A 13920-nucleotide genomic window follows, 5' to 3' on the forward strand; every position below is an offset into this window, starting at 1 on the left:
GACACACGAAATGACAGCCGGACTAGCCCCCAACCCAACCGTCGTTCCCGATGCGGACGTAGCCCCTGACGTTCACAAAGCTTTGAACGGCGAATTGATGCGAAGTTCCGACCGCTTTGTGAATCGCGAGTTTTCCTGGCTGCAATTCAACCGGCGTGTTCTCGAAGAAGCCGCGAATATGCGGCAGCCTCTGCTTGAACGCCTGCGCTTCCTGTCTATCTCCGCCGCCAATCTCGATGAATTTTTCATGGTCCGCATTGCCGGTCTCGCCGCTCAGGTGCGCGCCGGTGTGGCGATGCGCAGCGCCGACGGACGTACACCGCAGGAACAGCTCGACTTCGTTCTGGACGAAGTAGGGCGCTTGCAGGAAGAACAGCAGGAACGCCTGCGTATGCTGCGCGAGGAACTGGAACAGGACAGCATCGAGATTGTTCGCCCGTCGGCGCTTTCAAAGCCCGAAAAGGAATGGCTTGAAAACCACTTCCTCGAAACGATTTTCCCTGTCCTGACGCCACTCTCCATTGATCCGGCGCATCCGTTCCCGTTCATTCCGAACCTCGGCTTTTCCATCGCCCTGCAGCTTGCGCGCCGCGCCGATAATCATCCGATGACGGCCCTTCTGCGTATTCCGGTCGCGCTCAAGCGCTTCATTCAGCTGCCGACAGACCAGCAAAACACCTACCGCTTCATCACCATCGAGGACGCGGTGAGCCTATTCATCGGGCGACTGTTCCCCGGTTACGAAGTGCGCGGCGCCGGTACGTTCCGCATCATCCGCGACAGCGATATCGAAGTGGAAGAAGAGGCGGAAGATCTCGTTCGTCTCTTCGAGACAGCACTGAAACGTCGCCGTCGCGGTCAGGTGATCCGCATCGAGTTTGATGGCGAAATGCCAGAAGCCCTGCGCGTCTTCGTGGCGACGGAACTTGGCGTTTCGGAAAACCGCATCAGCGTGCATGAAGGTCTTCTGGCGCTCAACATGATTTCGGAGATCGTTTCGATCCCGCGGGATGACCTCAAATTCGTATCCTACAATCCGCGTTTTCCGGAGCGTATTCGCGAGCATGGCGGCGATTGCTTTGCAGCGATTCGTGAAAAGGACATTGTGGTCCATCACCCCTATGAATCGTTCGACGTGGTGGTGCAGTTCCTCCGGCAGGCTGCAGCCGACCCGGATGTGCTGGCGATCAAGCAGACGCTCTATCGCACTTCCAATGACAGCCCGATCGTGCGCGCATTGGTCGATGCTGCAGAAGCGGGCAAGTCGGTAACGGCGCTGGTCGAGCTGAAGGCACGCTTCGATGAGGAAGCGAATATTCGTTGGGCACGCGATCTGGAGCGCGCGGGCGTTCAGGTTGTGTTCGGCTTCATCGAATTGAAAACCCACGCGAAAATGTCGCTCGTGGTACGCCGTGAAGATCAGAAGCTGCGCTCCTATGTGCATCTGGGCACGGGCAACTATCATCCGATCACGGCGCGTATCTATACCGACCTGTCGTTCTTTACGTCGGACGCGGATATTGCTCGCGACGTGGCGCATATCTTCAATTTCATTACTGGCTATGCACAGCCTGCCGAAGAGATGAAGATAGCGATTTCACCTTTCACGCTCCGCGCGCGAATCCTCAAGCACATCGAGGACGAGGTTGCGCATGTGAAGGCGGGGCGTCCGGCTGCGATCTGGATGAAGATGAATTCGCTGGTTGATCCACAGATTATTGACGCGCTCTACGTGGCGAGCCAGGCGGGCGTGCAGATTGATCTGGTCGTGCGTGGCATCTGCTGCCTGCGTCCGGGCGTTCCGGGGCTTTCCGACAATATTCGCGCCAAGTCGATTGTCGGACGTTTTCTCGAGCACAGCCGCATTTTCTGCTTCGGAAATGGCAATGATCTGCCTTCCGACAAGGCAATCGTCTATATCGGTTCCGCCGACATGATGCCGCGCAATCTTGATCGCCGCGTGGAGACGCTTGTTCCGATCACAAATGCAACAGTGCATCAGCAAATCCTGTCGCAAATCATGTTTGCCAACATAATTGATAACCAACAGAGCTATCAGCTACTTGCGGACGGCACCTCTCGCCGGATAGAAAAAGAAGCAGGAGAGGAAGCTTTCAACGCGCAGGAATATTTCATGACCAATCCTAGCCTGTCGGGTCGCGGAAAGTCGCTGAAGTCTTCGGCCCCCCGCCTTATCGCGCATCGCAAGCGCGCGCAGGCGGAAAGAAAAACGACTGCATGAGTCCAGCTGTAGCACAAGGCCGCCTCAAGGGACTCAAGCCCGTCGCGGTCATCGACATTGGCTCGAACTCGATCCGTGTCGTCATCTATGAAGGCATCGTCCGTTCGCCGACGGTGCTTTTCAATGAAAAGATACTTTGCGGCCTCGGAAAGGGCCTCGCGAAAACCGGCAAGCTCAACGAGAAATCCGTTGAAGCGGCGCTTCGTGCGCTGAAGCGTTTTCGCGCTCTGGCCGAGCAGGCCGGCGCGGTTTCTATTCACGCGCTGGCGACTGCGGCTGCACGCGAAGCGAAAAACGGTCCGGATTTCATCGCACAGGCGGAAGCCATTCTCGGCCGGCACATCGAAGTGCTGTCCGGCAAGGAAGAAGCCTATTACTCGGCGCTCGGCATTATTTCCGGTTTCTTCCAGCCGAAGGGTGTCACGGGCGATCTCGGCGGCGGCAGCCTTGAGCTGATCGCGGTGGACGACCACGAGGTAGGCGAGGGGATCACCTTGCCGCTCGGTGGTCTGCGCTTGCAGGATATGTCCGATGGACGGCTGCCAGAGGCAACCAAGATTGCGCGCACGGAACTCGCAAAGGCGACGCTTCTGCAAGCCCATCAGGGCCAGGTTTTTTATGCGGTCGGCGGCACCTGGCGTAACCTTGCCAAGCTGCATATGACGGCGAAGAACTATCCGCTGCACGTCATGCACGGCTACGAGATGAATCCGGTGGACGCGCAGAGCTTCCTCAAGCGCGTTGCCAAGGGCAATCTCGACACGATGCGCGGCATTGAAGCGGTTTCGAAAAACCGCCGTCAGCTTTTGTCTTATGGCGCCACGGTGCTGCTCGAGACGATCCGTCTGATGAAGCCCTCCAAGATCGTTTTCTCGGCGCTCGGCGTGCGTGAAGGCTATCTTTATTCGCTTCTGCCGAAGAACGAGCAGCGGCTCGATCCGCTGCTGGCCTCGGCAGACGAACTGTCCATTCTGCGCTCGCGCTCTCCGCGTCATGCCCGCGAACTGGCAACCTGGACAACATTGTCCTTGCCGGTCCTCGGGTTTGACGAAACCGAGGACGAAGCGCGCTACCGACAGGCTGCCTGCCTCGTGGCCGACATAAGCTGGCGTGCGCATCCCGACTATCGCGGGTCGCAGGCGCTGAACATCATCGCTCATGGCTCGTTCGGCGGTATCGACCACGCCGGACGTTCCTTCATGGCGCTTGCCAATTATTATCGCCATGAAGGGCTGATCGAAGACGAGATTGCGCCGGAGATCATGCAGCTCGCCACGCCGCGCCTGCGTGAACGGGCAAAGCTGCTTGGAGCCTTGCTGCGGGTGGTCTACCTTCTGTCGGCTTCGATGCCGGGCGTCATCCCACGCCTTGTCTGGCGTGAGGAAGAAAACGGCATTGCGCTTGTCGTACCGGGAGACCTGGCCGATCTGATTTCGGATCGTCCCGAAGGCCGCTTGCAGCAGCTTTCCAAGCTGACCGGAAAGAACATCTATTTCGCGGTTGGTGATGCAGCCATCGAGGGGACGCGGGAATAAGGCAGTAAGTGAGTAGGGCAGTAAGGCAATATGTTAATGCTCGCGTTAAACATACTGCCTTACTGCCCTATTGCCTTACTCCCCTAACTCAACTGCCCTGATCCGCCGGTTCTCGAACTTGATGACGATCTTGCCGTCGATAAGATCGAGGGCTTTCTGACCGAAAACCTCGCGACGCCAGCCATGCAGGGCAGGCACATTGGCCTTGTCGCCTTCCGAGGCGATCTTGTCGATGTCGTCGGAATTCGCCACGATCTTTGCCGCGACGCCGTGCTCTTCCGTCACAAGCTTGAGCAGAACCTTGAGGATATCTGCGGCGGCGGCGCTGCCTTCCGGCGAATGCGACGGCTTCGGCAATTTTGGTAAATCTTCCTTCGGGATTTCAAGCGCGGACTGGATCGCTGCGACAAGCCCTGCAGCCTGTGCCGAACGCTCCCAACCCTTCGGGATCGAGCGGAGACGGCCCAGTGCTTCCGCGTCACGCGGCTGCTGCTGTGCGATTTCGGCTATGGTGTCGTCCTTGATGATACGCCCACGCGGCACATTGCGCTCGCGCGCTTCGCGTTCGCGCCAGGCGGCGACAGCCTGCACAATCGCAAGTTCCAGCGGTTTGCGGACGCGTGCCTTGACCCGGCGCCACGCATCGTCAGGGTGCATGTCATAGGTTTCGCGGGAAGTCAGCACCGCCATTTCCTCGTTCACCCACTCGCTGCGACCTTCTTTCTCCAGTTCTTCCTTCAGATAGAGATAGATATCGCGCAGATAGGTAACGTCGGCCAGTGCATAATCGAGCTGCTTGTCTGAAAGCGGGCGACGGCGCCAGTCGGTAAACCGGGACGACTTGTCGATCTGCTTGCCGGTGACCTTCTGCACAAGCTGGTCATAGGAAATGGCATCGCCAAACCCGCAAACCATTGCCGCTACCTGACTGTCGAAGACAGGTGAAGGGATGAGATCGCCGAGATGGAAGACGATTTCGATGTCCTGCCGTGCTGCGTGGAAAACCTTGACGATCGTCTCGTCGGCCATCAGGCGGAAGAACGGCGCGAGGTCGAGCCCCGGCGCAAGCGCATCCACAAGCGCCGTATGGTCAGGCGAGGCCATCTGGATAAGGCACAATTCCGGCCAGAACGTCGTTTCACGGATGAACTCCGTGTCGACTGTAACAAAATCGGATTTGGCGAGGGCGGATACGGCCTCTTCGAGAGCCTGTGTTGTCGTAATCAGATGCATGTCTACCTTTTAGAGCATTTCCAGCAAAAGTGCGAAGCGGTTTTGCGTCGGATAATGCGACAAAACAAAGAGACAGAGCTTTGCCGCTTGTCGCGAAATAATCAGGAACTGGCGCTCCACTTAATACGCACATAGTGTTTTTTGTCGACACGTTACGTCAAGGTGGTTTAACACCAAAACCCGCAGGGAATGCAGACTTGACAAAACCCGGTCAAAATGCGCTTTTCCGCGAGAATTTAAAGCGTTTCCGTCAGCAAGGACTGACTTATTATTCCAAAGGCAGAAATCATGCACCGTTACCGCAGCCATACCTGCGCAGCCCTTCGCAAGACGGACGTTGGTTCGAACGTTCGCCTTTCCGGATGGGTTCACCGCGTCCGTGACCATGGCGGCATTCTCTTCATCGATCTTCGCGATCATTATGGCATTACCCAGATCGTGGCCGATCCCGATTCGCCCGCCTTCAAGGTTGCCGAAACCGTTCGCGGCGAATGGGTTATCCGTGTCGATGGTGAAGTGAAGGCCCGCGCAGGCGATGCGGTCAATACCAATCTGCCGACCGGCGAAGTCGAAATCTTCGCAACCGAAATCGAAGTGCTGGCGGCTGCCAAGGAACTGCCGCTGCCTGTATTCGGCGAGCCGGACTACCCGGAAGATATCCGCCTGAAGTACCGTTTCCTCGACCTTCGCCGTGAAACGTTGCACAAGAACATCATGAGCCGCACCAAGATCATTGCCGCGATGCGTCGCCGCATGACCGAAATCGGCTTCAATGAGTTCACCACGCCGATCCTGACGGCTTCCTCGCCGGAAGGCGCGCGCGACTTCCTCGTGCCGAGCCGTATTCATGAAGGCAAGTTCTACGCGCTGCCGCAGGCGCCGCAGCAGTACAAACAGCTTCTGATGGTTGCCGGTTTCGACCGCTACTTCCAGATCGCGCCGTGCTTCCGCGACGAAGACCCGCGGGCAGACCGTCTGCCGGGCGAGTTCTACCAGCTCGACCTCGAAATGAGCTTCGTAACCCAGGAAGAAGTATGGGAAACGATGGAACCAGTCATGCGCGGCATCTTCGAAGAGTTTGCCGAAGGCAAGCCGGTGACGCAGCAGTTCCGTCGCATTGCCTATGACGATGCGATCCGCACCTATGGTTCGGACAAGCCGGATTTGCGTAACCCGATTGAAATGCAGGCTGTGACCGAGCATTTTGCCGGTTCGGGCTTCAAGGTCTTCGCAAACATGATCGCCAATGATCCGAAGGTCGAAGTCTGGGCAATTCCGGCCAAGACAGGCGGTTCACGCGCATTCTGTGACCGCATGAATTCCTGGGCGCAAAGCGAAGGCCAGCCGGGTCTCGGCTATATCTTCTGGCGCAAGGAAGGCGACAAGCTTGAAGGCGCTGGTCCGATTGCCAAGAACATCGGTGAAGAGCGCACGGAAGCGATCCGCACGCAGATGGGTCTCGAAGACGGCGATGCCTGCTTCTTCGTTGCCGGTCTGCCGTCCAAGTTCTACAAGTTCGCTGGCGATGCCCGCACGCGCGCTGGTGAAGAACTGAACCTCGTCGATCGTGATCGTTTCGAACTGGCATGGATCATCGACTTCCCGTTCTACGAATGGGACGAAGACAACAAGAAGCTCGACTTCGCACACAATCCGTTCTCCATGCCGCAGGGCGGTATGGACGCTCTGGAAAACCAGGACCCGCTTGCGATCAAGGCTTACCAGTACGATCTCGTCTGCAACGGCTTCGAAATTGCCTCGGGTTCGATCCGTAACCAGCTGCCGGACGTCATGGTCAAGGCATTTGAAAAGGTTGGCTTGAGCCAGCAGGATGTGGAAGAGCGTTTCGGCGGTCTTTATCGTGCGTTCCAGTACGGTGCACCTCCGCATGGCGGCATGGCTGCCGGTATCGACCGCGTCATCATGCTTCTGGTCGGTGCAAAGAACCTGCGCGAAATCTCGCTGTTCCCGATGAACCAGCAGGCGCTCGATCTTCTGATGAACGCGCCTTCGGATGTGTCGCCCGCGCAGCTGCGCGACCTGCATATCCGTCTGGCTCCGGTACAGAAGAGCTAAACGACCTCGATGAAAAGAAAAAACCCGGCCTTGAGCCGGGTTTTTGTTAGTTGAAGAAAAGCCCGGTGAATTTCCTCACCGGGCTTGTTCGTTTTAATTATTGGCGTCGACGCTGACTTTGAGAAGCTGGATGATCTTCGTCGGGTCCAGCGATGCGGTGGCAACTATGGAAGCGAAGGTCACCGGCTGGTCCGGCGATGCGCTGATGGTCAGCGACTTCGGATCGTCGAAGAACTTGTCGGATGCGGCCTTGAGCTGCTGGGCAAAATCCGGGTTCTTCAGCTGTGTCGCCATCAGCGGAACCATCATCTTCATCTGCTCGCCAAGCTGCTTGCCATCCGCGCCCTGCTGCTTGCCGTAATAGTCGAGAAGCTTCTGGGTCAGGGTTTCGTTGTCGAAGCGGATCGACAGGTTCTTCAGGTTCAGCTGTTCTGCCAGACCCAGAATTGCAAGTCCGGCAGCATCCTTGTCTGCGTCGGCCTTGCTCATGTTTTCCTGTGTCTTCTGGACGGCTTCGAGGAAGGCCAGATCATAGCCACCGAGGCTGCCAGTGATGTTGATCTTGCCAAGTTCCTCGGCCTGAAGTTCCAGCTGGTCCAGTGATGTGTCGCCCGAAGTCGGCGACCAGCTGCCCTTGGAGTTCAGCGAGCCGTTGAAGGTGTTCATGTCGAGCGGTGCAAGCGGGTTCTTGCCGCCCTTCTCAAAGGTCGCGTCGATATTGGCGATGGTCCAGACATAGCCGATCTTCTCGGCCTTGTTGGAGGTGTCGAGCGACAGGTCGAAACCCTTTACGGTGGCGCCATCCGTGCCGGGGGTGCCGAACTGGATTTCGTCAATCTTCAGCTTGTCATACATGACCATGCTGTCGAGCGGACCCTTGGCGGTTTCCGACGGAATATGCACGTTCTGCATGGCAAGGCCCTTGATCTCGGCCTTGTCGTTCTTGTCTTCCTCGCCAGCAAAGGCAAGATCGGGCACGGTGACCTGTTCGATGCTGTAGCCGCCGTCCGGCGCATCCTGAACGTTCTGGAGCGTCACGTCGCCGAGGGCGGTTTCTTTTTCGCCCACTGTCGGCAGCTTGATCTTGGTGCCCTGGAGCACGATGTCGGAGCCGTTCGCCTGAACATTGGCGAAGCTCAGTTCGCCGCCCTGTTTCGCATAAAGTGCCTTGATACGCTCGGCGACTGCATTGGCGTCAGCTGCCATGGCCGCGCTGCCGAAAATCAGCGAAAGCGCTGTACCTGCAGCCAAAACACGTGCCGCTGGCTTGATATTGACGAAAACCTGCATTCGAAGCTCCTGCCTAATCTCTAATATAGCGCGGCATTCATAGGCGGAAATCACTCGCAATAACAACATGATTTCCTCATCCTGCGATTGCAGCCGGGGAAACTTGCCCCCAATAGCTCTATAGGACACAAATGGCGGCAGGATTGCGACTATTACACACTAATGTACTGGATTGGTTCTCCTGAAGTCTTGCTGGCGAATCGCGCAGTTGGTACTGAGAGACATGGGAAAAAGTCTGATTCCGCCGGATGACGGCGAAGAACACATCGAACGGGTCGATCTCAAATCGGCTCTCGAGGAACGTTACCTCGCTTATGCGCTGTCGACGATCATGCATCGTGCGCTGCCGGACGTGCGCGACGGCTTGAAGCCGGTGCATCGTCGCATCATGCACGCCATGCGTCTGCTGCGTCTCAATCCCGATCAGGCCTATGCAAAATGCGCCCGTATCGTCGGTGATGTGATGGGTAAGTTCCATCCGCATGGCGATGCGTCGATCTACGATGCGCTGGTGCGTCTGGCGCAGGATTTCGCGGTGCGTTATCCGCTCGTGGACGGGCAGGGCAACTTCGGCAATATCGACGGCGATAACGCGGCTGCCATGCGTTACACCGAAGCGCGTATGACGGAAGTGGCGACGTTGCTGCTGGAAGGCATCAACGAAAACGCCATCGATTTCCGCCCGACCTATAATGAAGAGGACGAAGAGCCGATCGTTCTGCCGGGCGCTTTCCCGAACCTGCTTGCAAACGGTTCGGCAGGCATTGCGGTCGGCATGGCGACCAATATTCCGCCGCATAATGTGGCGGAGCTTTGCTCGTCGGCGCTCTATATCATCAATCATCCTGACGCGCCGGTTGAGGAACTCGTTACCTCGCCGGAGCAATGGGAAGAACTGAAGCGCGAAGCCGAGACCGACCCGGCTGCTCTGTTGAAGTGCAAGGTGCGTGGCCCGGATTTCCCGACCGGCGGCATCCTTGTCGAAGAACATGGCAATATCCTGGAAGCCTATCGCACGGGCCGCGGCGCATTTCGCGTTCGTGCCCGCTGGGAGAAGGAAGAGGGCAATCGCGGCACCTGGGTGATCGTCGTCACCGAAATTCCCTATCAGGTGCAGAAATCGCGCCTGATCGAAAAGATTGCCGAGCTGCTGCTGGCAAAGAAGCTGCCATTGCTCGACGACATTCGTGACGAGTCGGCGGAAGACATCCGTATCGTTCTGGAGCCGAAGAACAGGACTGTTGATCCTGAACTGCTGATGGAATCGCTGTTCAAGCTGACCGAGCTGGAAAGCCGCGTTTCACTGAACATGAACGTGCTGTCGCATGGCAAGGTGCCGAATGTTCTGTCGTTGGGCAGCGTTCTGCGCGAGTGGCTCGACCATCGCAAGGAAGTGCTTGTCCGCCGTTCGCAATTCCGTCTGGCGGAAATCGAAAGACGCCTGGAAATCCTTGGCGGCTTCCTGATCGCCTATCTTAATCTGGATGAAGTGATCCGCATCATCCGCGAGGAGGATGAGCCGAAGCAGGACCTGATGCGGACCTTCGAGTTGACCGACGTTCAGGCCGAGTCGATCCTCAATATGCGCCTGCGTTCGTTGCGCAAGCTTGAGGAATTCGAAATCCGCAAGGAGTTCGACGATCTCACCGTCGAGAAGACCGATCTCGAAGGGTTGCTCGCTTCCGGTACGCGCCAATGGAAGAAGATCAGTGCCGAAATCAAGTCGGTGCGCGAAAAGTTTGGTCCGAAGACCAAGCTCGGCGCACGTCGCACGACCTTTGCCAATGCGCCCACTCATGATCTGGAAGATATTCATCAGGCGATGATCGAGCGTGAGCCGGTCACGATTGTTGTGTCGGAAAAGGGCTGGCTGCGCGCGATGAAGGGGCATATGGCCGATTTCTCGACGCTCGCCTTCAAGGAAGGCGACAAGCTCAAGCTCGCTTTCCATGCCGAGACGACGGACAAGCTTCTGTTCTTCACGACGGGCGGCAAGTTCTTCACTATCGGCGCAAACACGCTACCGGGCGGTCGCGGCCATGGCGAGCCGATCCGCATCCTTGTCGATATGGAAAACGATCAGGATATCTTGACGGCCTTCGTGCATGATCCATCCGCGAAACTGCTGCTCGTCAGCCATGAAGGTAACGGTTTCATCGTCCCGGAAAACGAAGCAGTCGCCAACACCCGCAAGGGCAAGCAGGTGATGAACGTCAAAGCGCCGGACGAGGCGAAGCTTTGCCAGCGCGTTTCCGGCGATCATATCGCTGTCGTTGGCGAGAACCGCAAGATGGTGGTCTTCCCGCTTTCCGACATTCCGGAAATGACACGCGGCAAGGGCGTGCGCCTGCAAAAATACAAGGATGGCGGTGTTTCCGACGTCCGCACCTTTGCACTTGCCGAGGGGCTTTCTTGGCAGGATTCGGCAGAGCGCACCTTCAACCGCAACAAGGAAGAGCTTGTCGAGTGGATCGGCGCGCGCGCCTCTGCGGGCCGTCTGGTGCCGAAGGGCTTTCCGCGTTCAGGCAAGTTCTAAGTGTCTGATCTAAAAGTCGCCATGCCGGTCTAAAATGGCAATTTCTGTGCTTCCGGTGCTCACGTACCTTTATGTACGCTGCGCTCCGTTTCTCGAAATCACCATTTTCACCACGGCCTGCCGTTTTTTGATTCAGACACTGCGCAAACGGCTCAATAAAAAAGCGGCTTTCGCCGCTTTTTATGTCTAACCCTCAAACCGTTGCCAGCCGCGGGGGCCCAGATGCTCCTGCGGGGTAAAGCGGATCTTATATTGCATCTTGCGTGATCCCTCGACCCAATAGCCGAGATAGACATGCGGCAGACCGGCGGCGTGTGCGCGCTGGATATGATCGAGGATCATGTAGGTTCCAAGCGACCGGTCATGCATATGCGGTGAGAAGAACGAATAAACCATCGACAGGCCGTCGGCCATCACGTCGGTGAGCGCTACGGCGATCAGCTCGCCGTCGCCTTTGGCGCTGATGAAGCTTTCCGGGCCGCGCTTGCGATATTCGATGATCTGCGTGTTCACATGCGTATCCTCGATCATCATCGCATAGTCGAGGACAGTCATGTCCGACATGCCGCCGGAACGATGGCGCGCGTCGAGATAATCGCGAAAAAGTGCATATTGTTCGGTGCTGGGCTGGGCTTTGTGCACGCGCCCGATCAGGTCATTATTCTGCGTCCAGACGCGGCGCATGTTGCGCGTCATCTTGAACTCTCCGGCAAGGATGCGAACGGATATGCAGGCCCTGCACAGTTCACAAGCCGGACGATAGGCAATGTTCTGGGAACGGCGAAAACCGCCTTGGGTCAGAAGATCGTTGATCTCGTTCGCTTTGTCGCCGACCAGATGCGTAAAGACTTTTCGCTCCATCTGACCCTCAAGATAGGGACAAGGCGACGGAGCTGTCAGAAAGAACTGCGGAGACTGTTGCGGTTGATGGGTCATTCAATATCCACGAAATGGCTTAACTTATTCGCTTTGACGCATTTTCCTACACAAAACCGCTTCGCACTTTTGCTGGAAATGCTCTGGCAAAACCATCACGATACTATCTCTAAAGATTGAGCCGACGGCACAAAACGTCAATAGGCATTTTGCGCAGCCGGCTCTGAATTTTTTTGATCTGAAACATCGACCCGAAAATCCGAATAGACTTTGGGGTCGATGCGTTGATTCAACTCTATGCGTTTATCGATCTGAACGGATCACAGCCGTGCCAAGCAGAAGATCGTGCACCGTGCGCTTGCGGTCGAGAACCAGCGAAGCGAGCAGGATCAGCGGTGTCAGCACCACGTTGAGACCCCAGAACAGAACCGTGTGCACGATTGCGAGCATCGGATCGACCGTACCGCCTTCGAGCCGGACGAGCTTGATGTTCATCATCTGCATGCCTTTGGTGGCTTGCTGCGGTCCACCCAGAGTGCGTGCAATGTAAAACAACGCCACCATTGGAAACATGATGCCATAGAGCATCCAGCCAAGGCTGAGCGTAATGATGCCGAGGATTGCAATGACGATTGCTGCCGGGATGCAGAGCAGAAAGACAATCAGGTAATCGATAAGAAAAGCCATAATACGGCGCGTGCGCACGCCTTCAAAGAATGCGCGGCTTTCATAACGCGGGCCCATGACTTCGCCGTGCAGAATATGGTCGGACATTTTTCCTTCCAGTCGTTTCCAAGGAAGCGTCCGGGGGAGTGTGACAACCGGCGCTGTCCCGCTACCTCAGCGGAACAGTCATCAACATGGTAACCAAAACCGGCGGTTTCAAGGAAATTTGAAGATTTCCTGCCGAAAGGACTTACCGTTTAACCCTGTTGCTTAAGCTTTTCAGCCACTTCGATTGCGAAGTAAGTAAGAATTCCGTCACAACCGGCGCGCTTGAACGCCATAAGGCTCTCCATCATCACCTTTTCTTCGTCGATCCAGCCATTGATCCCGGCGGCCTTGATCATCGCGTATTCGCCCGACACCTGATAGGCATAGGTGGGAAGGCGGAATTCGCTTTTCAGGCGATGGATGATGTCGAGATAGGGCAAGCCCGGCTTGACCATCAGCATATCTGCGCCTTCGGCAATATCCTGCTCGGCTTCGCGCACGGCTTCTTCCGGATTGGCCGGGTCGAGATAATAGGTCTTCTTGTCGCCTTTCAGCAGTCCCTGCGTGCCGATGGCGTCGCGATAAGGACCATAAAAGGCGGAAGCGAATTTGGTAGCATAAGACATGATCGGCAGATGGCAGAACCCATGTTCGTCCAGCGCCTGACGCACGGCGCCGACGCGACCGTCCATCATATCGGACGGGGCAATGATATCCGCACCGGCTTCAGCTTGCGAAAGCGCACCGCGAACCACCATCGCGACCGATTCGTCGTTGACGATCTCGCCGTTCCGCAAAATGCCGTCATGGCCGTGCGTGGTGAAGGGATCGAGCGCCGCGTCGGTGATGATGCCGATTTCAGGCACTTCCTTCTTGATTGCGCGCACGGCGCGATTGATCAGATTGTCCGGGCTTGCGACGAAAGCGCCGTCCTCAGTCTTCACTTCCAGCTTTTCGCGCGGGAAGGGGGCAATGGCGGGAATGCCGAGCCTGGCGGCTTTTTCCGCCATGCGAACAGCCATGTCGACCGAATAGCGTTCGACACCGGGCATTGCTTCCACAGGTTCTGCCACACCGGTTCCATAGGTCAGGAAGAACGGCAGGATGAGATCATCGACCGTCAGCCGGGTTTCCTGCACCAGCCTGCGCGACCAGTCGGCCTTGCGCATACGGCGCAGACGTCTGCTGCCGGTAACGTCATCGACATGCTGGCTGATATTGGTGGGCAGATATTTGGATTGGCGGTCGGTCATTTGAATAATCCCGAGAAGTGAAGCCTTAATTCCCAAATTTTGGAGGCTGATATCGGATGCGCACCGTTTATCATGGGAAAAGTGATGAAACCAAGAACATTGACCTGTGCAGGATTGACGCGGGGCGTCTCACTTTCTACCCATTTGATGGAACGGGAGACACGA

General features: G+C 56.8%; 9 protein-coding genes. 4 read left to right on the forward strand and 5 right to left on the reverse strand.

The window, feature by feature from the left end; genetic code table 11:
- Positions 1-10: 10 nt before the first annotated feature.
- Both OHI65_RS13665 and ppx read left to right on the forward strand, forming a co-directional pair.
- Entirely contained in the window at positions 11-2242 is a 2232-nt protein-coding gene (locus tag OHI65_RS13665; RefSeq protein ID WP_264359167.1) for an RNA degradosome polyphosphate kinase, read from the forward strand.
- Complete coding sequence (gene ppx, locus OHI65_RS13670; protein ID WP_010661076.1) at positions 2239-3777, forward strand: exopolyphosphatase; 1539 nt, start codon at positions 2239-2241, stop codon at positions 3775-3777. Before OHI65_RS13665 ends, ppx begins: the two co-directional genes overlap by 4 nt.
- Before the next feature lie 75 nt (positions 3778-3852).
- On the opposite strand, the gene rnd is transcribed toward ppx, so the two are convergent.
- The gene (rnd, locus tag OHI65_RS13675) at positions 3853-5010 is read right to left on the reverse strand and encodes a ribonuclease D (protein ID WP_010661077.1); all 1158 of its coding nucleotides are present in this window, start codon (positions 5008-5010) and stop codon (positions 3853-3855) included.
- 288 nt (positions 5011-5298) lie between these two features.
- Here rnd and aspS point away from each other — a divergent pair, with 288 nt between their 5' ends.
- Complete coding sequence (gene aspS, locus OHI65_RS13680; protein ID WP_010661078.1) at positions 5299-7086, forward strand: aspartate--tRNA ligase; 1788 nt, start codon at positions 5299-5301, stop codon at positions 7084-7086.
- Between the two features lie 93 nt (positions 7087-7179).
- Here aspS and OHI65_RS13685 read toward each other — a convergent pair whose 3' ends face one another.
- The gene (locus OHI65_RS13685) at positions 7180-8376 is read right to left on the reverse strand and encodes a hypothetical protein (protein WP_010661079.1); all 1197 of its coding nucleotides are present in this window, start codon (positions 8374-8376) and stop codon (positions 7180-7182) included.
- 223 nt (positions 8377-8599) lie between these two features.
- Between OHI65_RS13685 and OHI65_RS13690 the strand changes: the two genes are divergently transcribed.
- Entirely contained in the window at positions 8600-10912 is a 2313-nt protein-coding gene (locus tag OHI65_RS13690) for a DNA topoisomerase IV subunit A (RefSeq protein ID WP_264359038.1), read from the forward strand.
- 186 nt (positions 10913-11098) lie between these two features.
- On the opposite strand, the gene OHI65_RS13695 is transcribed toward OHI65_RS13690, so the two are convergent.
- The 3 genes from OHI65_RS13695 to hemB all read right to left on the reverse strand — a co-directional run bounded on the left by OHI65_RS13695 (position 11099) and on the right by hemB (position 13755).
- A complete protein-coding gene (locus OHI65_RS13695; RefSeq protein WP_012092346.1) occupies positions 11099-11848 on the reverse strand; it encodes an arginyltransferase in 750 nt (249 codons plus the stop codon).
- A 243-nt stretch (positions 11849-12091) separates the two neighbouring features.
- On the reverse strand, positions 12092-12562 hold the full coding sequence (locus OHI65_RS13700) for an RDD family protein (RefSeq protein WP_010661082.1): 471 nt from the start codon (positions 12560-12562) through the stop codon (positions 12092-12094).
- A 149-nt stretch (positions 12563-12711) separates the two neighbouring features.
- A complete protein-coding gene (hemB, locus tag OHI65_RS13705; protein WP_012092345.1) occupies positions 12712-13755 on the reverse strand; it encodes a porphobilinogen synthase in 1044 nt (347 codons plus the stop codon).
- Positions 13756-13920: the final 165 nt, after the last annotated feature.

It is taken from the genome of Brucella sp. MAB-22 (assembly GCF_025908475.1).
GTDB classification, from domain to species: domain Bacteria; phylum Pseudomonadota; class Alphaproteobacteria; order Rhizobiales; family Rhizobiaceae; genus Brucella; species Brucella anthropi.